This window comes from Bacillus aquiflavi (assembly GCF_019915265.1).
GTDB classification, from domain to species: Bacteria; Bacillota; Bacilli; order Bacillales; family Cytobacillaceae; genus Bacillus_BT; species Bacillus_BT aquiflavi.
In genome coordinates this window covers 3,372,609-3,396,965 of the sequence record NZ_CP082780.1, presented here as the reverse complement: position 1 = coordinate 3,396,965, position 24,357 = coordinate 3,372,609, and the positions used below count along the sequence as shown (strand labels likewise).

At 35.9% G+C, this 24,357-nt stretch carries 17 protein-coding genes, 3 tRNA genes and 1 pseudogene; 20 read left to right on the top strand and 1 reads right to left on the bottom strand.

Annotated features, from left to right (window positions below):
* Window positions 1-24: 24 nt before the first annotated feature.
* A complete protein-coding gene (locus K6959_RS16430; protein ID WP_223087058.1) occupies window positions 25-966 on the bottom strand; it encodes a tyrosine-type recombinase/integrase in 942 nt (313 codons plus the stop codon).
* A gap of 137 nt (window positions 967-1,103) precedes the next feature.
* Between K6959_RS16430 and K6959_RS16425 the strand changes: the two genes are divergently transcribed.
* From K6959_RS16425 to K6959_RS16330, 20 genes and pseudogenes are all read left to right on the top strand, one after another.
* Window positions 1,104-1,179 (top strand) — tRNA-Lys (locus tag K6959_RS16425).
* 7 nt (window positions 1,180-1,186) lie between these two features.
* Window positions 1,187-1,258: transfer RNA gene (locus K6959_RS16420), tRNA-Glu, on the top strand.
* A 28-nt stretch (window positions 1,259-1,286) separates the two neighbouring features.
* A tRNA-Phe gene (locus K6959_RS16415) sits at window positions 1,287-1,359 on the top strand.
* A 370-nt stretch (window positions 1,360-1,729) separates the two neighbouring features.
* Window positions 1,730-3,169 carry a peptidoglycan DD-metalloendopeptidase family protein gene (locus tag K6959_RS16410; protein ID WP_223087057.1) on the top strand — a complete coding sequence of 480 codons (1,440 nt, stop codon included), beginning with the start codon at window positions 1,730-1,732 and terminating at the stop codon, window positions 3,167-3,169.
* A gap of 233 nt (window positions 3,170-3,402) precedes the next feature.
* On the top strand, window positions 3,403-4,113 hold the full coding sequence (yycF, locus tag K6959_RS16405; protein WP_163243013.1) for a response regulator YycF: 711 nt from the start codon (window positions 3,403-3,405) through the stop codon (window positions 4,111-4,113).
* Window positions 4,114-4,200: 87 nt separating this feature from the next.
* Window positions 4,201-5,949, top strand: a complete 1,749-nt coding sequence (gene walK, locus K6959_RS16400; RefSeq protein ID WP_262421816.1) for a cell wall metabolism sensor histidine kinase WalK — start codon at window positions 4,201-4,203, stop codon at window positions 5,947-5,949.
* Window positions 5,946-7,262, top strand: coding sequence for a YycH family regulatory protein (locus K6959_RS16395; RefSeq protein WP_223087056.1), 1,317 nt, complete (start codon window positions 5,946-5,948; stop codon window positions 7,260-7,262). Before walK ends, K6959_RS16395 begins: the two co-directional genes overlap by 4 nt.
* The gene (locus tag K6959_RS16390; RefSeq protein ID WP_223087054.1) at window positions 7,249-8,037 is read left to right on the top strand and encodes a two-component system regulatory protein YycI; all 789 of its coding nucleotides are present in this window, start codon (window positions 7,249-7,251) and stop codon (window positions 8,035-8,037) included. The genes K6959_RS16395 and K6959_RS16390 overlap by 14 nt, the downstream gene beginning before the upstream one ends.
* Window positions 8,038-8,043: 6 nt before the next feature.
* Window positions 8,044-8,838, top strand: a complete 795-nt coding sequence (locus tag K6959_RS16385) for an MBL fold metallo-hydrolase (RefSeq protein ID WP_163243017.1) — start codon at window positions 8,044-8,046, stop codon at window positions 8,836-8,838.
* A gap of 147 nt (window positions 8,839-8,985) precedes the next feature.
* Window positions 8,986-10,209, top strand: a complete 1,224-nt coding sequence (locus K6959_RS16380) for a S1C family serine protease (protein ID WP_163243018.1) — start codon at window positions 8,986-8,988, stop codon at window positions 10,207-10,209.
* Between the two features lie 125 nt (window positions 10,210-10,334).
* The gene (locus K6959_RS16375; RefSeq protein WP_163243019.1) at window positions 10,335-10,496 is read left to right on the top strand and encodes a CxxH/CxxC protein; all 162 of its coding nucleotides are present in this window, start codon (window positions 10,335-10,337) and stop codon (window positions 10,494-10,496) included.
* A gap of 91 nt (window positions 10,497-10,587) precedes the next feature.
* Entirely contained in the window at window positions 10,588-11,067 is a 480-nt protein-coding gene (gene rlmH / locus K6959_RS16370) for a 23S rRNA (pseudouridine(1915)-N(3))-methyltransferase RlmH (protein WP_163243020.1), read from the top strand.
* 252 nt (window positions 11,068-11,319) lie between these two features.
* On the top strand, window positions 11,320-12,078 hold the full coding sequence (locus tag K6959_RS16365; RefSeq protein WP_246234850.1) for a DUF4268 domain-containing protein: 759 nt from the start codon (window positions 11,320-11,322) through the stop codon (window positions 12,076-12,078).
* A gap of 618 nt (window positions 12,079-12,696) precedes the next feature.
* Window positions 12,697-13,926: pseudogene (ltrA, locus tag K6959_RS16360) on the top strand (group II intron reverse transcriptase/maturase).
* 211 nt (window positions 13,927-14,137) lie between these two features.
* On the top strand, window positions 14,138-14,380 hold the full coding sequence (locus K6959_RS16355) for a TIGR04540 family protein (RefSeq protein ID WP_262421815.1): 243 nt from the start codon (window positions 14,138-14,140) through the stop codon (window positions 14,378-14,380).
* Between the two features lie 26 nt (window positions 14,381-14,406).
* Window positions 14,407-15,003: a DUF1819 family protein gene (locus tag K6959_RS16350; protein ID WP_163243255.1), complete on the top strand. Its 597-nt coding sequence runs from the start codon at window positions 14,407-14,409 to the stop codon at window positions 15,001-15,003.
* A gap of 3 nt (window positions 15,004-15,006) precedes the next feature.
* Complete coding sequence (locus K6959_RS16345; protein WP_163243256.1) at window positions 15,007-15,573, top strand: DUF1788 domain-containing protein; 567 nt, start codon at window positions 15,007-15,009, stop codon at window positions 15,571-15,573.
* A 19-nt stretch (window positions 15,574-15,592) separates the two neighbouring features.
* Window positions 15,593-19,165: a BREX system P-loop protein BrxC gene (brxC, locus tag K6959_RS16340; RefSeq protein ID WP_223087052.1), complete on the top strand. Its 3,573-nt coding sequence runs from the start codon at window positions 15,593-15,595 to the stop codon at window positions 19,163-19,165.
* A gap of 11 nt (window positions 19,166-19,176) precedes the next feature.
* Window positions 19,177-22,683: a BREX-1 system adenine-specific DNA-methyltransferase PglX gene (pglX, locus tag K6959_RS16335; RefSeq protein ID WP_163243258.1), complete on the top strand. Its 3,507-nt coding sequence runs from the start codon at window positions 19,177-19,179 to the stop codon at window positions 22,681-22,683.
* Window positions 22,684-22,786: 103 nt separating this feature from the next.
* On the top strand, window positions 22,787-24,328 hold the full coding sequence (locus tag K6959_RS16330; protein WP_223087051.1) for an RNA-directed DNA polymerase: 1,542 nt from the start codon (window positions 22,787-22,789) through the stop codon (window positions 24,326-24,328).
* The last annotated feature ends 29 nt before the right edge of the window (window positions 24,329-24,357 follow it).

Here is a 24,357-nt window from a genome sequence, read left to right as displayed (position 1 = left end):
TTGATATGAGCGTCTCTTATAATTTTACCGTTTACGTTTAAATGATTGGTTTTTTGTCATGTTTTCTACTATTGATATATCGCTAAAAACATTTTTTAAATCATTTGAATACAATCGGACATATTTCTGGGTTATATTCAAAGTTGAATGGTGCAATAATTTTTGGAGTACTAACGGATTACCGCCTTTTGAAATATAATTTTTAGCAAAAGTATGCCTAAATCGGTGTATTCCAGTTTTAGTTACCCCTCTGGAATGGTTATATTTACTGATTGATGATTGAACAGCCCGAGTTTTCATTTTTTCTCCCGTTTCAGATGGAAATAAATAATCATCTTCTTGTAAGCCCCAAGTTTCAATAAATCTTTGAATGTTTTTAATCATGACATTTGATAAAGGCGAATAATTGATCTGTCGGTTTTTATTGGATGTTAAAATGATTAATCCATTATCGAAATCAATATTTTCTATTTTTAAATTGATAACAGTATTTAATCTGTTACCAGTTTCAAGCATATAAGCAACCATCAACCAATTTCTCCATTCTACAAAACCACATTTTCTGAAATTGGGGGAACTTAAAAGACGTTTTATTTCATCTTCCGTATAAGGTGCTTTTTGTTCTTCATTTGTCTTAATCAGATGAATTTTAAATGAATTTATATATTCTTCATTCATGCAATAATACAAAAAGGCACGAACATGGCGAAGGTAAGTATTGATTGAAACATCTTTTATATTTAATTCGTGTAAGTACAAAATGAAATCATTAACAACATCTTTATCCAATTCGGAACAATAATTGATATTTTGTTTTTCCAAAAAGTTAAAAAAGTGGATTGTGTTTTTATCATATGAACTAATCGTTCTGGGTGCTAAGTTTTTTAATTTGTTATGAAATTGAAAGTCCTCAAATACCTCCTTTATTGTTTTTTTGTTGTTTGAACGTGTAAACCTTTTTCTCATACTACATCTCCTTCCCAAAAAATAAGAAAATCGGGGGAGGAAATATCAGAAGATTATACAATAAACTTTTAGTATTGACGTTGGAGAAAATATTTAGTAAGATATAGAAGTCGCGATTGGAGCGACAAAACTTTTGAGAGCCATTAGCTCAGTCGGTAGAGCATCTGACTTTTAATCAGAGGGTCACAGGTTCGAATCCTGTATGGCTCACCATTTTGACGGCCCGTTGGTCAAGTGGTTAAGACACCGCCCTTTCACGGCGGTAACACGGGTTCGAATCCCGTACGGGTCATTCTATTAGTTTAATATAAAAAACTTTAGGCTCGGTAGCTCAGTCGGTAGAGCAAAGGACTGAAAATCCTTGTGTCGGCGGTTCGATTCCGTCCCGAGCCATCAATTAGTCTAAAAGAGCACAGCTATTGTGCTTTTTTTCTTTTTCTATCAGATTGAAATTTCAGATTGAAATTGTTTTGTAATAGAACAGAAATAAAAGAGGAAATGTTAACTAATCCTTTGGATGTAGTTTTACTTTTTTTTTTTGAATGCTCTACACCGCAAATTAAACCTTTCCGCAATAGTATTTAACTCCTATGTTTGTTATCTTTCAAAGTTTTCATCGTCATTCCATAACCTTCTATTAATGATACATTTGTATTACATTACGGATACGAATCATTTTTATTACTAGTTTTATGGTAGAGTAGTTTAGTGTAAAAACTAGTTATAAAGTTCTATATGGGTAACCTTTTTTAGGAGGATAGTTATGAATGCTTTGAAAGAAAGCTTGTCTAAAATAAAAGACAAGACATCTATAGCAGTTGCCACTGGCTTAGCAGTGTTTTCTCTAACATTTGCTTCTGAGGCTGCTATTGCAAGTGAGGAAAACTTGAAGACAGTTTATCACGTCTATGTTGATCACGAGTATGCCGGAGTTACTTCAGATAAAAAAGTAGTGGAATCGTTAATTCAAGACAAAAAGAATGAGCTTAAAAAAACATATGAACAATACGAATTTGTTGTCGGAAACGACATAACTTACATACCTGAACAGGTCTTTAGATCGACTTCACAAAATGAAGAAGTCGTTGAAAAGGTAAATGAACAAGTGAAGCTTCTAGTAAAAGCTGCGGCAGTCGAAATTGATGGTAATCGTGTTGTTTATGTAGAGGATGAACAAGCAGCTCAAGATGTAATCAGAAGACTTAAGCTATATTACGTATCTGCAGATGAATTAAATGGAGTCGAAGCAAGTAAAGCTTCAGATCAGCCTTTACCACCGCTCAAGCAAAATGAATCACGGCTATTGGACATTTCATTTTCAAAAAATGTGTCAGTATCTGATGGAGAAACATCATTAGATCAAATCATGACTGTGGACGAGGCGGTAAATTTACTGCAAAAAGGAACTTTACAAGAAAAAACATATGAAGTGAAAGCAGGCGATGCTTTAGAAAGTATTGCCGCTCTTCATCAGTTAACTACAGCTGAGCTTGTTAGTTTAAACCCAGGTTTGACAGAGGAAGCGGTTATAGAAATTGGGCAGCAACTTAAAGTGAAAGCACACGAGCCTTACTTTCACGTGATGATGACGAGAGAGGTAAATGAGCAAGAAGCAATTCCTTTCCAAACAGAAGTCATTGAAGATTCTTCGATGTATACAGGCGATACAAAAGTAAAGCAACAAGGTCAAGAAGGTATACGGGCTGTGACGTATACAATTACTCAACAAAATGGAGAAATAGTAAATAAAGAAATAACAAAAGAAAAAGTAATAAAAGATGCAGTTAATCATATTACAATAAAGGGTACAAAATCAGTTCCATCTCGTGGTAACGGTCAGTTCATTTGGCCGACAAATGGAGGCTATATTTCTAGTTACCAAGGTCAGCGTTGGGGTAAACTTCATAAAGGAATAGATATAGCTAGACCAAGCAATCGGACGATTAAAGCCGCAGATAATGGTGTTGTTGTTTCTGCAGGCTGGCATGGCGGATATGGAAATAAAGTCGAAATTGATCATAAAAATGGTTTTCGTACTGTTTATGCTCACCTTGCCTCAATTAATGTAAAAGCGGGACAAACTGTTTCAGCTGGGGCGAATCTAGGAGTGATGGGTTCAACGGGAAATTCAACAGGAGTGCACTTGCATTTTGAAGTCTACAAAAATGGAAAGCTTCAAAATCCAATGTCCTATTTACGTTAACAACTTCAAAGAAAAAGGTGAAAGTCTCTAGGTACAACTCTAGGGACTTTTTTCCTTTTTTTATAAAATTTTATGGTAACTTGTCTTAATAGATGAATTCAAAAAATTCTCATGGTAAAGTAAAATAAGTGAAACCTTTCATTAACTTTAAAATGATTTTACGAATTTCCGTTATAATAGATAAAAATAGACGTGTATAAATAAACAAAAAAAGGAGAAGAGGAGAAAACGGTATGGATAAAAAGATACTCGTAGTTGACGATGAAAAGCCAATCGCTGATATATTGCAATTCAATTTGAAAAAGGAAGGGTACGATGTTCATTGTGCCTATGATGGAAATGAAGCATTGAAAATGGTAGAAGAACTTCGACCTGATTTAATTCTGCTAGATATTATGCTTCCACAAAGAGACGGAATGGAAGTTTGTCGCGAAGTACGAAAAAAACATGAAATGCCAATTATTATGTTAACAGCAAAAGACTCGGAAATTGATAAAGTTCTTGGACTTGAACTCGGGGCTGATGACTATGTCACAAAGCCTTTCAGTACTCGAGAGCTGATCGCTCGTGTAAAGGCTAACTTACGTCGTCATCAACAAATTACTTCAATGAAGCAAGAAGAGAATGAGTCAAATGAAATTACAGTCGGCTCTTTAGTCATTCATCCAGACGCTTACATCGTGTCTAAACGGGGTGAAACAATTGAGCTTACTCATAGAGAGTTTGAACTTTTACATTATTTAGCGAAACATATCGGACAAGTGATGACAAGAGAGCACTTGCTGCAAACTGTCTGGGGTTATGACTATTATGGAGATGTTCGCACTGTCGATGTAACAGTAAGACGACTGCGGGAAAAAATTGAAGATAATCCAAGTCATCCTAGTTGGATTGTTACAAGAAGAGGAGTAGGCTATTATTTACGAAACCCTGAACAGGAGTAAAGACAATAATGAAAAAAAAAAAGTTTTTTTTCCCGCTCAATTCATTTAAAGTTTGTTTTAATTTATGTACTGCTTATATTAATTGCGATGCAAATAATCGGAGTTTACTTTGTACAACAGCTGGAAGATACACTTGTCACTAACTTTAAAACATCATTGCACCAGCGGGTAAACTTACTTGCATATAGCTTGAAAGAAGAAATGATTAAAGAACGGGATGAAGAGTCACCTTCGTTAGAAGAAGATGTGCGCAAGCTTTTAAAAGACTTTAAAGCAGCTGATATTTCAGAAGTTCGTGTAGTTGATAGCCGCAGCCGTATTATCGGTACATCTTCCCAAAATAAACAAGATATTATCGGGCAACGAACAACAGAAATATTAGTAAAAAGAGCTCTTGCGGTAGGTCAAGATTATGATCGTGTTTTTATCGATCCAAACACAGGCCATAGAATATGGGTTCTTTCAAGTCCCATTAAGTCAAATAAGGAAGTCATCGGTTCGATCTACTTAATTGCTAAAATCGAAACCGTATTTGAACAAATGAAAGTAGTCAACAGCATCTTAGCGAGTGGAACGGCGATAGCACTTGTTATTACTGCGATTTTAGGCGTGCTGTTAGCGCAAACGATTACAAGGCCAATTAGTGATATGCGCAAGCAAGCTCTTGCAATGTCTAAAGGGAATTTTTCTAGGAAAGTTAAAGTATACGGTTATGATGAAATTGGCCAATTAGCGCAAACGTTTAATAATTTAACGAAAAAGCTTCAAGAAGCACAAGCAACGACAGAAGGGGAACGTCGTAAGCTTTCATCTGTTCTTTCTTATATGACAGATGGCGTTATTGCTACAGATCGAAAAGGTCGGGTTATTTTAATTAATGAGCCTGCTTTAGAGATGTTGAATGTTTCACGTGAAACTGTGCTGTCTAAACCGCTGATTGAGTTATTGGGATTAAGTGAAGATTATACTTTTGAAGATTTAATACAAGAACAGGATTCTGTTATTTTAGATTACAGTACGAATAATGAGCCTTATATTTTACGGGCAAATTGCTCTGTCATTCAAAAGGAAACAGGATTTGTGAACGGATTGATCACTGTGCTTCATGATATTACCGAACAAGAAAAAATTGAAATGGAGCGGCGTGAGTTTGTTGCGAACGTGTCCCACGAACTGCGAACACCGTTAACGACGATGCGAAGTTATTTAGATGCGCTTGCTGACGGAGCATGGAAAGATCAAGAAATTGCACCGAAATTTTTAGAGGTGACTCAAAATGAAACAGAACGGATGATTCGACTTGTAAATGATCTTCTGAAATTATCGAAAATGGATAGTAAAGATGAGGCATTAACAACAAGCTGGATTGATATTGTCTCTTTTTTCAATCGAATTATTGATCGTTTTGAATTAACGAAAAACGAGACGATTACTTTTAAGCGGCTGTTGCCTAAACATTCAATTGTCATTGAAATTGATGAAGATAAGATGACCCAAGTAGTAGATAATATTATTTCTAATGCACTTAAATATTCGCCTGAAGGTGGACAAGTTACGTTTCGGATTATTGAACAGGAAGAGCAAATTGTGCTTTGTGTGACAGATCAAGGAGTGGGCATACCGAAAGAAAATATTAATAAAATTTTCGATCGATTTTACCGTGTAGATAAAGCACGTACGCGAAAGCTTGGAGGAACAGGATTAGGTTTAGCGATTGCTAAGGAAATGGTGTTGGCACACGGTGGAGATATATGGGCGACTAGTAAAGAAGGGAGAGGGACGACTATTTCTCTTAGTTTGCCGTATGATCGTTCAAAAGAGGATGATTGGTCATGACATATGAAAAAATTAAATCAATCATTTTGGCGCTATTAGTTCTCGCCAGTATTTTTTTAACGTGGAGCCTTTGGACGTATCAGCCGAACTATGAAACAATGAAAAAGACAAATTATATTGAAGAAGTTTCCTTTGGCGATAAACGAGAAATTGCAGATATTATCAAACCAGAAAAGGTCCTTTACCATAAAGAAGAGTCAGACTTTGGAACATATGATGAAGGCGAGATTGATAAAATTACGACTGAATTATCAGAGTGGCTTTTCTATAAATTAAAGGATATTTCAATGTCTATTAAGAAAGAGGACTTTTCTGAATTAGTTCATGGCGCCGGAAAAGTTGAGATCGTTTTTCCTGATCTTGTCCCGATCGATCAATATAAACATCTACTTAACTTTTATGATCGCAAGCTACCGAATTTTGAGTTTGATCGAATTGTAATTGATATCGAAAATTCCCAAAAAGAAGAAGGGACTGTTTATTTCATTGCCGAAAACAAAAAAAAGGTCTATGCAAGTGATGTCAGTTCTTCTTTAATCAGAGGATTTGAAAGAAATTTTTATCGTGGAGCAGATAGACACCCGCAGTATATGGCATACGAAACCGAAAATAAAACGATTTTTTTTCCTAAAGAAGAACCAGTCCTGCCTCAATTTAAGTATGTACCTGAAATTCTTGAGCCGGAGTTATTAAAAGATGCGCTATTTACAGATCCAAGCTTTGTTCAGAAGACATTTTTAACATCAGGAGAAGAGTTTACTGATGGTTCAAGCATGATGACTGTTAGTTATGAAAATCGCTTGCTTTCCTATGTGAATCCAGCGGAAGAGAGTGATGATCCGTTCACTTCAAGTGAAATTATTCAACGAAGTATCAAGTTTGTGAATGAACACGGGGGATGGACTGATCATTATCGATTTGTTGATTCTAGTGGGCAGTCGGTTACTTTCAGATTATATGTAAAAGGTGTTCCTGTCTTTAATGATTGGGGGACGTCGGAAATTATTCAAGTATGGGGGAAAAATCAAATTTACAAGTACATTCGCCCGTACCTTACCCTTGATATTTTGCTTCCTGCTGAAGTGTTAGATGTAACATTGCCGCCGGGGAGTAAAGTAATTGAACATTTAGAAGCGATTGAAGGCTTCAATCCTGCCTCCTTAGATGACCTTGTACCCGGATATAGAATGATCAAGGACGCTCAACAGCCAAGATTAATCATTTTAGAACCATCATGGTATTACCGATACAATCATACTTGGGAGCGGGTCTCGATGGAAGATCTGGGAGGGTTGAAGTATGGATTGGAATAAAATAAAAACGATTTTTATCATTACCTTTTTAATTTTAGACATCTATTTAATCTATCAATATTTTGAAAGTCGAAATGCCAATCAATATGAAATTATGACGCAAACATCTTTTGAAGAAAAATTGCAGGCTGATGACATTAAATATGTTGATTTGCCTAAAGAAAAAATAAAAGCAAAATACATTAGCGCAACGCCAAAAGTGTTTAAAAATGAGGAACTGATCAATTTGGATGAAGGCGAGATTACGATTCATGACGGAACAACGTTACATGTCACTTTAAAAGAACCCATCAAAATCAATAAATTTGACTCCGCCGAATTAACGACTTTTGTTAAGGGAAAGATCATTAACGGTGATCAATATAAATTTTGGAAAAAGAGTGAAACGGAAAAAACAAACACTTATTACCAGTTTTATAAAGACCGGCTATTTTATAAAAATAAAAAAGGACGCCTTACCTTTTTTTTAAATGATGAAAACGAAATTATTTCATATGAACAAACATTGTTAGTCGATATCGAAGAGATTAGTGGCAATGAAGAAATTGTTCCGCCATTACAGGCAATAGAGACACTTTACGAACAACAAAAGCTCAAACCGAAAAGTAAAATTACAAAAGTAGAGCTTGGATACTATACGTTTGTTCAATTAACAGGTTCACAAGTGTTAACACCGACTTGGCGTTTTGTGATCAATCATGATGAGGATGTATTTGTTAATGCTTTTGAAGGGCAAATATTTCAAGTAAATTCAGATACTACTGTACTGGAGTGAATAGTATTGTCTTTGCATTTTAGTGTTCTCGCAAGCGGAAGTACCGGGAACGCCATTTACGTAGAAACAGATAAGCATTCGTTTTTAGTTGATGCTGGATTAAGCGGCAAGAAAATCGATGGATTATTCCAACAAATTGATCGTGATCCTAAAAAGTTATCAGGTATTTTAGTCACTCATGAACATAGTGATCATGTGAAAGGGATCGGAATTGTAGCAAGAAAATATCGCCTGCCCATTTATGCTAATGAAAAAACATGGAAGGCAATGGAAGGCGCAATCGGTGAAATTCCGTTAGAGCAAAAGTTCATTTTTGGGATGGAAACAGTTCAATCATTTGGAGCACTTAACATTGAGTCATTTGGCGTCTCACATGATGCTGCTGAGCCAATGTTTTATACCTTTCATTATAATGAGAAAAAGCTTGTGATTATTACTGATACCGGTTATGTAAGCGATCGGATGAAAGGCACAATTTCTAATGCAGATACATATGTATTCGAAAGTAATCATGATGTACAAATGTTACGTATGGGCCGATATCCATGGAGTATAAAACGGCGTATTTTAAGTGATGTCGGCCATGTTTCTAATGAAGATGCGGCGATTGCGATGAGTGAGGTTATCGGAGATCGAACGAAACGAATTTATTTAGCTCATTTAAGCCAAGATAACAACATGAAAGAATTAGCACGAATGTCTGTCAGTCAAACATTAAAAAGTCAAGGGATCGTTGTTGGAGAACAAGTGAACTTGTATGACACAGACCCGCTCATTCCAACGTCGTTAACGGCGGTCTAGGCAATATTTTTTCATTTATTTTTCAAAAAAAAAGTAATGAATTGAAATGTTTTTATTTAGAATTTTTGAATTGAAGGAGTATAATATTGTTGTGTAAGGAAGAATAACTCTTAGCTATCGTTCTTGTAAGGAAAGGATTGGTGCATTGTGGGTTATTATGATCAAAATGACGAAAATCGTTATAAGGTTCAAAAGGGAAATCGAGGAGGCTATTTTCTTGTCGGAATAGTTGGTGCATTACTCGGTGCGATCTTAGTCGTTGTCGCTATTTCAAACTTTGATATTTTACCGTATGATGTGAAACCAAATGAAAATTTACAAGCAGCTGATGAAAGGGCTGACCAACGAAAAAATCAAGGGAATCAAAAAACAATCGCTGTAAATGTTGTCTCTGAAATTACGAAGGCTGTTGATAAAGCCGGAGATGCTGTCGTAGGGATTACTAATATTCAATCGGTTGGATTTTGGAACGAACGTGACGCACAACAACAGGCTGGCACAGGCTCAGGGGTTATTTACAAAAAAGAAGGAGATAAAGCTTATATCGTCACAAACCACCATGTGGTTGAAGGGGCAAGCGAGATTGAAGTGACGTTAACTGATGGGACGAAGGAGCCAGCAACGCTTAAAGGCAGCGATATTTGGACAGACTTAGCCGTCCTTGAGATTAATGGAAAAGCAGTTCAAAAGGTCGCAGAGTTTGGCGATTCCGACACGCTGAAAACTGGAGAGCCGGTCATAGCGATAGGAAATCCTCTTGGAGCGATGTTTTCCGGTTCAGTTACCCAAGGAATTATCTCTGGTCTAGAGCGGACAATCCCTGTCGATATTAATCAAGATGGTATCGTAGACTGGCATGCGGAAGTTTTACAAACAGATGCAGCTATTAACCCTGGTAACAGCGGTGGAGCTCTCGTTAACCTTGATGGTCAAGTGATCGGGATTAACTCAATGAAAATTGCACAGCAAGCTGTTGAAGGAATCGGCTTATCTATTCCAATTAATTACGCACTACCAGTTATTGAAGATCTAGAGCAACATGGAGAAGTAAAGCGTCCATATATGGGAATCGAATTAGAATCAGTAAACAATATTCCTGGATATTATCAACAGGAAGGATTAAAGCTTCCGAAAGACATCAACTCTGGAGTTGCGATTATGAAAGTTGTGCCAAATTCACCTGCCTCTAAAGCAGGCTTAAAGGAATTTGATGTTATTGTTGAGTTAGATGGCGAGAAAGTAGAAGACGTGATCGACTTACGGAAACATCTTTACAATCGCAAGCAAGTTGGAGATAAAATGTCAGTGAAGTTTTATCGAAGCGGCGAGCTAAAAGAAACAACGATGCAGTTAAGCGGAGAAAGCTTCTAGCTTTCCTCTGTGGATTGTGGATAAATAAAAGCAGGAGCGCAAAAAAATTGCTTTCCTGCTTTTTCTTTTTTTGATAAGCTTAGTTGTGGATAAAAAGCTCATTATTGAAATGAAAGGAGATCTCCATGATTTACTGCTGTGAAGAACATATAGAACTAGCGTTAGATATAATTGTCGATGAATACGAAACAGCTCCGAAAATGACAAAACTCTCTGAAGAAGAAAAGTTATCAACAGGGTGTGAATATTGTAAAAACCAGGCTATATATCTTGTAGGGAACGAATGATCTCATACAAGATGTGGACAGTTGTTGTGGATATGTGGATAACCCCTGTTGATAAGCTGTTTGTAAATTGTTTGTAAAGTGAGGATAACTAATGAACATCTCAATCATCTCAGTTGGGAAAATAAAAGAAAAGTACTTAAAGCTTGGAATGGAAGAATATAAAAAAAGGCTTTCAGCCTATGCAAAGGTAGATATAATCGAAGTACCTGATGAAAAAGCCCCAGAAAACTTAAGTAAAACCGAAATGGAACAAGTAAAGAAAAAAGAAGGCGACCGCATCCTAGCCAAAATCGATCAAGATTCATATATAATCGCCTTAGCGATAGACGGGAAAATGAAATCTTCCGAACAACTAGCAGACAGCCTAGACAAACTCGCGACATACGGCAAAAGCAAACTCACCTTCGTCATCGGCGGATCACTAGGACTAAGCAACGACGTCCTCAAACAAGCCGACGAAAAACTATCTTTTTCAAAAATGACCTTCCCCCACCAGCTCATGCGACTCATCCTCCTCGAACAAATCTACCGTGCATTTCGGATTATGAGGGGGGAACCGTATCATAAATAGAGACAAAAAAAGTTGAAGATAAGGTGGTATTTTGTTGTCGGGAGCGGGTATGGGTTCTGTATAACCAGCCTCATTATCCGTTTCACGATACAGCAGATGAATAAGTGTAAAAGTCTTTGATATATTAACCTCTGTAAAATCGAAATCCAGTTCAACCTGATGAATAGTTCTTGAACGATTCTCCAGTTGTCGTATTGAAATTTTACCTACGAGTAGCTGGAGCAACTGCTTTTTTTCTCCTCTTGAGGAGCGTTGGTAGACTTCTACGCACTGACCATTTCTGAAGAAGCATTGAAAGAACTGCATAGTTTAAATCAACTGTATAAACTTGATGTATATAACAAGATGCCCGTTTTAAATGACATAGACAATCTTTTGCAGGTGGAATATAAACTGATAAATTTACACAAAACCCATTGCGGAAGCGTATCAATTGAACCTCCAACTTATGATTTCTCCAGATCAGATGATGTTAAGAAAATGCTTTTGTCCGTACTGAATAAGAGGATGCCGTATTACTTAAATTTCCACTATCGGAAAAAAGCAAATCTCCATGATCATGTGCTGACGGTCGGTTCAGGTCGGAGCAATATCTCTTATCGCACTTCAGTCAAAAATGCAAAATCATTAGCATTTGTAGAGCTGTATTTTGATTCATCGAGAGAAGATGATTATGAGGAATTTACGAAGATGGAACAAACCATTCGTCAGAAAGTGCATCCGCAAATTCAGTTTAAAAATCGGAGAATCGGTGTTTATTTTCAACCATTGGAAACGTATGAGGAAACGTTTGAAAAAATTGCTGAGATATTTGAGCAATTTATACAATTCTTTAGTCCATACACTTATGGAAGGGAAGAAATAAGAATTGTAGATAAAAAAGCAGGTGATAAAATAATTGTGGATTTAATGTTTTTCCCTGAACAAATGTACCCAGAAGAACCATATGAATCGGAAGATAGCTATCGTATTAAGATGGAAGAACTGAGCGAAATGATGTGTAGACACTAACATATTAGAAATAATGAAAATGGCTACTTATTCTTAATTGATAAGTAGCCATTTTGCCTTTATGGTGCGCCCGGCATGCGCATGAACTATAGGGTGCAAGTCCCGAACCCCGAAGACAGAAGTAGAGGTTAGCCAAGAGCAAGGGTGTCCGTGGTGACATGGAATCTGAAGGAAGCTGGAGGCAAAACACCGATCCGAGGAACACGAATCTCATACAAGGCTAGATATGATTGAGTGAGTTTGCCAAACAAAATAAAGCTCTTTCTGTCGAAGGTCATATCAAGTAAATGAGGCGGATAGATGGTGTGAAAGTGGATGCGCTTACCCGGGGAGGTCTGACAGAAACGTGAAGTTCCCTTCATAACCTACTTGGTGACAAGTAACTGAACTGTCAGAAGTCAGCAGAGGTCATAGTACGAGTTGGTCTAGAACAACTTGGAAGGACTGAACAATTAAGAAAGAATAGCCCTTGGCTTTCCAGTTTGGATGAATGAACACAGAAAACAGAGAAACCTCACGCTTAGAAAGTAGTGGTGAATCCCACGAGGGTATTTGCGGAGGGTGTAGTCCAACTGGGCAAAAGAAGATAAGCTATTCACGGGAAGGAACGAAATGGTAATGTTGAATCAAATTCTGGAACGGCAGAACATGATACGAGCATTAAAGCGAGTAGAAGCGAATAAGGGAAGCCATGGAGTAGACATGATGCCCGTACAAACCTTACGTCAGCACATCCTCGAAAATTGGGCAACCATTAAATCGCAGATTCTAACGGGAACCTATGAACCGCAACCAGTACGTCGAGTCGAAATCCCGAAACCAGATGGCGGTGTGCGCTTATTAGGCATCCCTACCGTGACAGACCGTTTAATTCAACAAGCCATATCGCAGATATTATCAAAGGAATATGACAAAACATTTTCGGATAACAGTTATGGATTCCGACCAAATCGGAACGCCCACGACGCTGTCCGAAAGGCAAAAGGGTATATAAAAGAGGGGTATCGCTGGGTAGTAGATATGGATTTAGAAAAAATTCTTTGATAAAGTCAATCATGACCGACTAATGGCAACATTAGCGAAAAGAATTCAAGATAAACCACTCTTAAAACTGATCCGCAAATATCTCCAAGCTGGTGTCATGATAAACGGAGTCGTTTCGAGTACAGATAAAGGAACACCTCAAGGTGGACCTTTAAGTCCACTTCTTTCAAACATCGTATTAGATGAGCTTGATAAAGAGTTAGAGAAACGTGGACATAAATTCGTTCGTTATGCAGATGACTGCAATATTTATGTAAAAAGTGAACGTTCAGGAAAGCGAACAATGGCAAGTGTGCAGCGATTCATTGAAGGAAAACTACGATTAAAAGTAAATGAAACAAAATCGTCAGTAGACCGACCATGGAAACGAAAGTTCCTGGGTTTTAGCTTTACATTTCATAAAGAACCTAAGGTTCGCATTGCGAAAACAAGTCTCCAACGAATGAAGAAGAAAAATACGAGAAATTACCTCTAGAAAGTGCCATACTCTATGGAATACAGAATCAAGCAATTAAACCAATATTTAATTGGATGGTGTGGTTATTTTTTGCGCTAGCAGATACACCAAGTATCTTCAAGCTGTTAGATAGTTGGATTAAACGAAGATTGAGAATGTGTCTATGGAAGAATTGGAAGAAACCTCGGACAAGAATCAGAAACCTCACTCGCTTAAACATCCCATACGGAAAAGCATATGAGTGGGGGAATACCCGGAAAGGATACTAGCGCATTTCAAAAAGCCCCATATTACACAGAACCATTGACAATTCCTACCGGGAAAGCCAAGGGCTGGAGAGTCTGTAAATTCGTTACGAAACTTTGCGTTATTCATCTTAATTGAACCGCCGTATACGGAACCGTATGTACGGTGGTGTGAGAGGTCGGGGGCTAATCACCCCCCTCCTACTCGATTGTTATTTTTCATAGTACTTCGAACACTGAGAAAAATTGAATTAAGAGTCGAATAAGAGTAAAATAAGAGTTAAGTGAAATTCGAATATACGAGGTGAACTTCGTGGAAGTAAGACTTTTTTATCGTACACAGCGAGATTTAGCAACTGCGTTAAATCAATTGGTTGATGCGTACTGGCAAGAAGAAATAAAAGAAGATGAGCTGATTGATGGCATTAAAAGTATGTATGAACATAATCAAGAGAAGCTGATAAAGAATAATGAATTTACGAAAGTAATTCAACAGCAAAGTGGAAAAAGACGATTAGCTGTAGTAGGAAAAATTTTAGAAAAAGAAATAGGTTAATAGTCTTGTGTGAAAGGTATGATTAGATGACGATAGATTTAGAATATTCTTCAAGTTTAAATGGTGCGTCCTCTTTATTATTTGAACTGAAACAGGTTGTAAAATTAAAGCGAATGGGTTTAACATCACCAGAAATAAGAGCAAAAGTGATTGAAGAAAACCTTTTCCAATTTGAGAATATGGGAAGAATTAATCGGACATTACCCTCCATTATGAGGAGATTGGAAGTAATAGACCCTGTATTAACAGATCTTATGTTAGAGGGTTCAATTGAAATGAGTAAAGTGATTAATTTGTACGCCATTATGAAAACAGATTTACTGTTCTTTGAATTTATGAACGAAGTCATAAGCGAGAAATTTCGTCATAATGATTACCTCATTGAGAAAAAAGATATGAACGTATTTTTCACTGCAAAAGCTGAACAAAGTGAAAAGGTTGCAAGTTGGAGTGCCATTAATACGGAAAAATTGAAACGGGCATATATGCAAGTGCTTTATGAAAGCGGGATATTGAAGGAACGACGTGGTAACGAGTTAGATCGCCTTATCATTGATCAGCAATTAAGAGAGCATCTAATCCATATTGGTGATGCACAGTATGTCCATGCGATGGGAGAGTAGAATATGACAAACATCAATGCCAGACTGGATAAAATTATTCCTAAAATAAGAGAGGACAAGTTCATTGAAGGAAGAGGACTTGGCAATGAAATAAGCTTCTATGTTTTTGACTATGAACCTGAACATGAATTAAAAGTCAGAGATTATGTGAAGCACATAAAAAAAGAATTTTCTTATGAAGGTACGAACAGACGAATAATTGAGTTTGATCTATACAAAATGCTCATTGAAATAACAAAAGAAAAGAGAATTTTTGATCGGATATTTGAGATGGAGAAAAGGCAAGGAAAAGATGCACTGTTCAAAGCAATGACAACCTTTGCAAAGCCAGATGTTTTTCTGCAAAAAATTAAGGAGCAGATTGAAGACCATAATGTTGTCCTCTTGACAGGAGTAGGGAAAGTATACCCGTTCGTACGGTCACACAATATTTTGAATAACCTTCAAGAGGTATTGGATAAAACACCCGTCATCATGTTTTTTCCAGGTCAATATGACGGTCAATCACTTCAATTATTTAGCAAAATTAAAGACGATAACTACTATCGTGCATTCCGCTTAGTAGATTAATGGAAGAGGGGGAAATTGGATGCTACTTAAAGAGATGTTTTTAAAAGATATTGAACGTGATATTCGTGGGGTTATTAAAGTTGCCCAAACAAGCGATGCGGATATTTATCAAGAATTAGACGAGTATGTTGTCACACAGGAATTACATAAACATTTTTCTAAGTTCTATGAAAACTATTTAAAAGGAGTCCAAGGTAATACGGATAAGATGGGGGTCTGGATCAGCGGATTCTTCGGTTCAGGTAAATCGCACTTCCTTAAAATCCTTGCGTACCTTTTAGAAAACAGAGCAGTGCAAGGAAAGAAGCCTGTTGCTTTCTTTGAAGAAAAAATAAAAGACGCCCTTGTGTATGCCAATATGAAGCGAACAGCAGACGTCGATACAGAAGTCATCCTATTTAACATTGATTCCAAAAGTTCATTAGATAACAAATCAAAAAAAGATGCCATTTTACGTGTGTTCATGAAGGTATTTTACGAGCATCGTGGCTACTACGGCGATATTCCTGGTGTTGCTGAGATGGAAAAGTATTTAGATAAGCAGGGAATTTACGAAACATTTAAAACCGAATTCCATGCTCTTGCAGGTGAATCATGGGAAGAACGCCGAAATAGCTTCTATTTTGATGCAGATTATGTTATTGGAGCATTAGTAAAAGCGACAAATATGACAGAAGAATCTGCACGTAATTGGTTTGAAAGTGGAGTTAATAATTTTGAAATTAGCATTGAGAAATTCGCAAAAGATGTAAAGGAATACATTGATAGTAAAGGTCCAAATTTTCATCTGGTGTTTTTAGTTGACGAGATTGGACAGTACATTGGGGATAACCGTAACTTGATGCTGAACTTACAAACATTAACGGAAGATTTAGGGACATATGCACAAGGTAAAGTATGGATTATGGTCACTTCTCAAGAAAGTATTGACTCAATTATTAAAGTCAAAGGGGATGACTTTTCACGTATCCAAGGTCGTTTTGACACACGATTATCCCTATCATCTATCTCGGTTGATGAAGTTATTAAAAAGCGTATTTTAGAAAAATATCCACATGTGTTGGACAAGTTAAGAGCCGATTATCCGAATAAAAGTGCTATCTTGAAAAATTTAATTAGCTTTAAAGAAAGTACAGCAGATCTTCGTGGTTATGAAGATGATATGGAATTTGCCGAAGTGTATCCGTTCGTACCGTATCAATTTAAGCTACTACAAAACGTGTTCGAACAAGTACGAAAGCATGGTTCTTCTGGAAAGCACTTATCTGAAGGGGAACGTTCGATGTTATCCGCATTTAAGGAAGCGGGACTTCAATATAAGGATGCAGAAGAAGGTTCTCTCATTCCGTTCTATGCATTTTACGATACGATCAAAGAATTTTTAAATCCTTCTATTTCAAGGGTAATCGAAGGGGCAAGCATGAATCCTGCTTTAAAAGATGATCCGTTTAACATTGATTTGTTAAAAGTGCTGTTCATGATCAAGTACATTAAAGAACTTCCAGCAAACATTGATAATATCGCTACTCTTATGGTCACACATATTGACGAAGATAAATTGGAGTTAAAAGAAAAAATCAAAGTGGCACTACGGAAGTTAATGTCACAAACATTGATCGGAAAGAACGGGGACAACTACCTATTCTTAACTGACGATGAACAAGATATTAACCGAGAAATCAAGCAGTTGAATGTTGATGAAAATTTGGTAAAACGTGAATTAGCCCAATATATCTTTAATGACCTATACGAAGAAAAACGTTTCACTTATTCAAAACAATATTCTTTCTCTTACAATCAAGTAATGGATGAAAAGCCTTATGGCAATCAAACGTCAAACATCGGCATTCAAATCTTGTCACCACTATCAGACCATTATGCTAAGTCTGACCAAGAGTTAATGATGATGTCATCAGGCAATGGGGAAACGATATTGAAACTGGGTGGCAACGAAGCGTATGTTGAGGAAATGGAAGAAGCGTTACGTATTGAAGAATATCGCAAGAAAAAGAACATCACACAATTACCTGAAAACATCCAAAATATATTAAATAACAAACAAGCTGAAGCACGTGAAAGAAGACGACGAGTGCGAGAATTGTTAGAAGAAGCGATCAAAGACGGTGCATTCTTCGTTAACGGCGACAAAATGGATATTAAAGGCTCTTCCGTAAAAGAAAAAATAAATACGGCATTTAAGCATTTAGTCGATAACGTCTACACGAAATTAGGCTATGTGAAAGATCATTTGGAAAATGAACGAGAACTCATTTCTATGTTAGCTTCGGATGAGCAACAAATTTCCTTTGACGAACAAATGATTCAAAGTCCGAATGCCCTTGCGAAAAGTGAAGTTTATGAATATATCGACTTGCAGGAGCAATTGAACAAACAAGTCCGAGTGAAACTTGTGTATGATCGTTTTGTAGACAAACCTTATGGCTGGAAACAGCTTGATATAGCAGGTCTCCTTGCACAATTGCTAAAAGAGCAACGCATTCGCATTCGTTATAATTCGGAGTATTTAGAGCCAGAAATCGACACAAACAAATTATTGACGGTTTTCGGAAAAACAACAGAAGCGGATAAAGGGATCATTACAAAACGAGTGAAAGTGGATGAAGCCCTTCTTCGTACTGCGAGAAGAATTTGCAAAGAAGTATTTAATACAACGGATTTAGCAGATGATGAAGACGGTCTGGCGAAGGATATTCGTTCGCTTATTGCCAAGCAAGTAGATGAAATCAACTCGTTCAAAGCACGTTATGAAGGACGAAGATATCCTGGTTTAAGTCTTTTAAACAAAGGGTTAGAATACTTTGGAGAATTTAACAAACAGCTTGATAACGCATCTTTCTTCTTAAAACTAAAAGAAATGGAAGATGACTTAGCTGACTGGGAAGAAGACATTGTGTATGTAAAGAGCTTCTTCGGATCGAATCAAAAGGATATTTTTGATCGAGGATTAGCAGGACTTGTAAAGTACGAAGAAAATAAATCGTACTTATCAGGTGACGAAATAGAAAAAGCAATGCATCAACTACGTAATATTGTGGAAGATCCAATTCCTTATAAAAACATTAAAGACATCCCTGATTTACTTCACGAATTAGAGCAACAAATAGAGGCTGTATTAGTAGAGAAAATAGCAAATGCCAATGAAAAACTACAAGCCGATTATAATGAATTAGTTCTACAGGCTACGCAGTATGGTGTTTCAAATGAAACGAAACAACGAGTGGAACAATACTATCAAGGATTAAAAGGAAGCCTTGAGCAGTTTACGGATATTTTTAAAGTGGATGCAACAATTTCGCAAAGTAACAGTTATAAAGAAAAGACACTGAAAGAAATACGACAAGAAATTATTGAATGGCAACGAAAAAAAGCGGAAGAACAAAAGAAAATTGCAGGCACAGTTGTAGAGCCACCAATTGAACCAGTAGTTCAAAAACAGACGGTGAAAGTAAAAGAACTTGTGACGGTGAAAACATTGTCAACAGAAGAAGAGGTCGATTTATACATCAATACGCTTTCCCACAAGCTAAAGCAAATCATTAAAGCAAATAAACAGATTGAGTTTATTGAATAAGGGTGATACAGATGAATAAAAGTGCATTGAAAAAGTTTGCAACAGAAGCTCGAAAAGAGTTGCTGGAACGAGTAGAGCTACAAGCAAGAAAAATCGGGATTACTGCTGAATCTATCCAAAAAGCAAATGTAGAAAGCTCCGATGCCGTCTTTATTGACGGCAGACAGCTTTCGGATGTAGAAAGACGACAACGTAACAAGCTTATTGCTCGTATAAACGATATTGGTTTTGATCAAGTTATGGAAGAAACAGCATACACATGGTTCAACCGTTTTATTGCATTACGCTATATGGAAGTGAATGATTATCTTCCAACAAAGGTACGTGTTTTATCGTCAACAAATGACGACAGTGCAGAGCCAGACATGATGAAGGAGGCACTATCTCTTGATTTAGAATTGGATAAAGAATACGTATATGAACTAAAAATGAACAACAAGACAGACGAATTGTTCAAGTACCTTATTAAAATGCACTGTAATGGCTTGAACCGCTATATGCCATTTATGTTTGAAACACTGGAAGATTATAAGGAAATCTTATTCCCAGAAGGCTTACTTGGTACAGATTCGTTTGTACGCCAAATGACAAACACCGATGTGATTGCAGAAAGTGACTGGCAAAGTGTCGAAATTATTGGATGGTTGTATCAATTTTATATCTCCGAGGAAAAAGATGAAGTTTTCGCTAACCTTAAAAAGAATATTAAAATTACAAAAGATAAGCTCCCAGCGGCAACACAGCTTTTTACTCCAAATTGGATTGTTCGTTACATGGTAGAGAATTCATTGGGGCGTATTTGGCATGATAGCTACCCTGAAAGTCAACTGAAAACAGAATGGAAATATTATTTAGATGAAGCAGAACAAGAAAAAGAGGTAATTAACCAAATTGAAGAAATTCGATACAAGAATGTAAATCCTGAAGAAATTACATTCCTTGATCCTTGTTGCGGTAGTGGACATATTCTTGTGTATGCATTTGATGTGTTCTATGATATGTATCTTGAAAAAGGTTACATGGAAAATGAAATTCCTCAATTAATATTGGAAAAAAACTTATTTGGAATAGACGTTGATGATCGTGCAGTTCAATTAGCCTCCTTTGCACTAATGATGAAAGCAAGAGAGAAATCGCGAAGAGTATTTAGAAATGCAATTCATCCAAATATTTGTGCTGTGCAAGAAAGTAATTGGCTTACTATTGAGATGATTGCAAATATTTCAGGTAATAATATTCAGGTAAAAGAGCAACTACATTTACTTGGGGAAACTTTTATTGATGCGAAAGAATATGGCTCAATAATAAGGATAGGACCATTAAATAATAAAATTCTTGAGCAAAGATTCTCTGAATATAAATTAGAACAAGTTGATTTAATAGATATGATCCACAAAAAAATAATTGAAGAAAAACTTCCATTGTTACTGAAACAAGCGAAGTTTTTAAGCCAGAGTTACGATGTAGTTTGTACTAATCCGCCTTATATGGGACAAGGTGGAATGAATTCAAATCTATCGAATTACGTTAAAGAAAATTTCTCGGATTCTAAAAGTGATCTGTATGCAGTATTTATGGAAGTTTGTTTAAACTTATCAAAACAGGATGGATATGTTTCGATGATAAACATACCATCATGGATGTTCTTGAGTAGCTTTGAGAAATTAAGAATAAATTTACTATCTAATACACTTATTATTAACTTACTTCATCTGGGTAGAGGGATATTCGGGGCAGACTTCGGAACTACTGCTTTCGTTTTAAGAAAATCAATAATTGAGAATTATTTAGGATCGTATAAAAGACTTTTTGAAAGTCAATCTATTGTTGATAGTTTAGAAAGAAAAGAAAAAAGGTTCTTCAATGAGCCGACCTTTGTGAATAATCAAAAAAAATTCATGCATATCAATGGTTCTCCTATTACCTATTGGGCAAAGGATATTGATTTAAAAAACTTCACTGAAAACCCTAAACTGGGGGATTTATCAGAACCTAAACAAGGATTGGCTACCGCCGATAATAACCGCTTTTTAAGATTTTGGCATGAAGTTTCAATTAATAATATAGGCTTTAGTTTTGGAAATAGTGAGGATGCCTTGAAAAGTAAACTAAAGTGGTTTCCCTATAATAAAGGTGGAGCTTTTAGAAAATGGTATGGGAATAACGATTATGTAGTAAATTGGGAAAATGATGGATTTGAAATTAAAAATTTCAAAGATAGTAATGGGAAAATTAGATCAAGACCCCAAAATCTTCAGTACTTTTTTAATAAATCTCTAACTTGGTCCAAAGTAACGATAGGAGGGTTTTCAGTTAGATTTATTCCCGAAGGATTTATATTTGATGTTGCAGGTTGTTCTATTTTCTTTGAAAATGATTCCGAAAATAATATGTATTACAATTTAGGCTTATTAAATAGCAAAGTAGCAAAACGAATTTTAGGCTTTTTAAGCCCTACCGTTAATTATGAGGTAGGCCATATATCAAGCATTCCAATAAAAAAAGATAATGATATCGAACTTGAACTGATAAAGATAGTTAAGAGTTGTTTAGACATTTCAAAATCCGATTGGGATTCGAAAGAAACGTCGTGGGAATTTGAAAGACATCCATTGTTGGAATTCTCCTCAATAGCTTTGAATATAGCATTTAGAAGTTGGGAGGAGTATACTTTATCCCAATTTAATCAACTTAAATTCAATGAAGAAGAACTTAACCGTTTATTTATTAATATTTATGGATTGCAAGATGAACTCGATTCGGAAATTGATGTAAAAGATGTTACCATTCATAAGGCAAACTCAGATCAAGATATAAAAAGTTTTATCTCGTACGCTATTGGTTGTTCTTTCGGTCGTTATTCACTCGATGAAAAAGGTTTAATTTACGCAGGTGGAGAATTTGATGCCTCACGTTATCAAACATTCCCAGCGGATGAAGATAACATCTTGCCAATATTGCCTGGTGCGTATTTCGAAGATGATATTGTAACAAGATTTGTAGATTTTGTGCGAGTAACGTATAGTGAGGAAACGCTTGAGGAGAATCTTGATTTTATTGCAGATGCAATTGGGCGTAAAGCAAATGAAACGTCAAGGGAAGCGTTGCGTCGTTATTTCTTGAATGATTTCTATAAGGATCATGTCCAAGTTTATAAGAAACGACCGATTTATTGGTTATTTACTTCTGGTAAGGAGAAGGCATTTAATTGTCTTATCTATATGCATCGTTACGATAAAACAACTCTTTCTCGTATTCGTACCGATTATTTACATGAAGTGCAAATACGGATGGATGCTGAGAAGAAAGATTTACTGACAATTATTGAAGGAGACTATACAGCAAAAGAAATCAGCAATGCAAAGAAAGAGCTAAAGTCACTTGATAAGAAAATTGACGAGTTGAGAGCTTATGATGAGCTGTTGCACCACATGGCAGATATGCAAATTGAAATTGATTTGGATGATGGTGTGAAAGTAAATTATGAGAAGTTTAAGGGGTTAGTAGCAAAGATTTAGCTTTTTTGAGGAGCAGATTGATTTGGTTTGCTCCTCTTCTAATATACGGGGGAAAAGCGATTTACAGTAGAGTGTTTATTCACTAAAAAATTCAGGTGAGAGAATGAAGATAAACATAGAGGAGCAATTGGTTAAATATGGTTATTTGCCAGAGCAACTACCACCAATATTTAGTTCTGAAAAGTTTTTCGAAAACTATAGAAACTTACTGGATATACCTCAAAAGAATGCTTGTGAGTGTGTAACTTTTACTATTTCTAAAAATGATCAGTCGAGAAGAAATATAAAAATACCGAATCCAGCTAAACAAATTCATTTATTTAATTATGTGTTATCTATGCATAAAGAGTTAGAGAGTAGATTCTCCAATAACAGACATACATTATCCAATCCATTTTATTATTTTGGGGAGAGATATGAGGATATTTCGATGTTCAACGTTCCCTTATTTAGAGAAAAGAAACCTAAAATTGTGAAGTCGACCTATATTAAGAATCTAAAAGACAAAATGAATGAATCAATGGGATATAAATATTGTTACAAGATTGATTTGGCAAATTTCTACGATAGTATTTATACACATTCCATCGAGTGGTCTGTCATAGGAAGGGAAGAAGCAAAGAGAAATATCAGGGTAAAAAATGATAATTTGGGAAAGAGCTTGGATGAATTAGTGAGAGGAACTAATTCTAATGAAACCTCTGGCATTCCAACAGGTCCCTTCACCTCAAGAATTATTTCCGAATTGCTATTGGTTAAAATTAATGAGGAACTTGAAGATTTATCTAAGATTCATAGTATCGACTTTAAGTTTATGCATTATGTAGATGATTATGAGTTTTATTTTAGAAGTGAATATGATGTACACAAGTTGAAGAATAAAATTATTGAAATATTTGAGTCTTACAGATTGAAAATAAACGAAAATAAATCTCAGTTATTGCTTTATCCATATCACTCAATAAGGGATATTAAAAGTGAATATGATTATTATATTGAAAAGTACAATACGAAAAAGGATGAGCATTCATTAAGGTTGTTATTTTTTAAAGCGGATGAACTTACAAATTTGGGAGAAAAGGGAGCATACAAATATCTGTATAAAATGCTTTATAACAGAGTTGACCTGAGGAATTGTTGGACTGCTATTGAACCCTTCCTGATAGGACATTTGTTGATTCGACCTTCGATAAGTCAAAATATTGTTGAGTTAATTTTAAAATATATGGACTTAGTCTCTGAAAGGTTAAGCAAGGAAATATTCAGGAATTTGGAAATCAGTATGAATAACCAACTACATAATGAGTCCCAATGGTTATTATGGTCACTAATAAAAATTAATTATGACTTTACTGTTTTTGAGTTAGAACATCTATATAAGAAATGTGATGATGATATTACTAAAATCATTTTACTAAGCATCATCTATAAATCAGGGAAGGATAGCGAAGAAAAGTTATCAAGTCTCTTAAAAGAAGAAATAGAACATCTTACTACATTTAATTTTGAATCTGACAAATGGCTTATACTACATGAATGGTACATGAATAAATGGCTGTGCTATAAAAAGTTAGAACCCCACTACAATAGAAAAAAATTTTTTCAAGCATTGAAGAAAAATAAGGTATCATTTTTACTTACTTGATTTTCCGTATTCAGTAAAAAATAAACAAG

What these genes read in the sequence shown, in the direction of transcription:
- K6959_RS16330 (WP_223087051.1), top strand. Translation starts at nt 22,787, where the DNA reads ATGAAGATAAACATAGAGGAGCAATTGGTTAAATATGGTTATTTGCCA.
- K6959_RS16375 (WP_163243019.1), top strand. Translation starts at nt 10,335, where the DNA reads ATGATTTACTGCTGTGAAGAACATATAGAACTAGCGTTAGATATAATT.
- brxC (WP_223087052.1), top strand. Translation starts at nt 15,593, where the DNA reads ATGCTACTTAAAGAGATGTTTTTAAAAGATATTGAACGTGATATTCGT.
- pglX (WP_163243258.1), top strand. Translation starts at nt 19,177, where the DNA reads ATGAATAAAAGTGCATTGAAAAAGTTTGCAACAGAAGCTCGAAAAGAG.
- yycF (WP_163243013.1), top strand. Translation starts at nt 3,403, where the DNA reads ATGGATAAAAAGATACTCGTAGTTGACGATGAAAAGCCAATCGCTGAT.
- K6959_RS16430 (WP_223087058.1), bottom strand. Translation starts at nt 966, where the DNA reads ATGAGAAAAAGGTTTACACGTTCAAACAACAAAAAAACAATAAAGGAG.
- rlmH (WP_163243020.1), top strand. Translation starts at nt 10,588, where the DNA reads ATGAACATCTCAATCATCTCAGTTGGGAAAATAAAAGAAAAGTACTTA.
- K6959_RS16350 (WP_163243255.1), top strand. Translation starts at nt 14,407, where the DNA reads ATGACGATAGATTTAGAATATTCTTCAAGTTTAAATGGTGCGTCCTCT.
- K6959_RS16390 (WP_223087054.1), top strand. Translation starts at nt 7,249, where the DNA reads ATGGATTGGAATAAAATAAAAACGATTTTTATCATTACCTTTTTAATT.
- K6959_RS16345 (WP_163243256.1), top strand. Translation starts at nt 15,007, where the DNA reads ATGACAAACATCAATGCCAGACTGGATAAAATTATTCCTAAAATAAGA.
- walK (WP_262421816.1), top strand. Translation starts at nt 4,201, where the DNA reads ATGCAAATAATCGGAGTTTACTTTGTACAACAGCTGGAAGATACACTT.
- K6959_RS16410 (WP_223087057.1), top strand. Translation starts at nt 1,730, where the DNA reads ATGAATGCTTTGAAAGAAAGCTTGTCTAAAATAAAAGACAAGACATCT.
- K6959_RS16395 (WP_223087056.1), top strand. Translation starts at nt 5,946, where the DNA reads ATGACATATGAAAAAATTAAATCAATCATTTTGGCGCTATTAGTTCTC.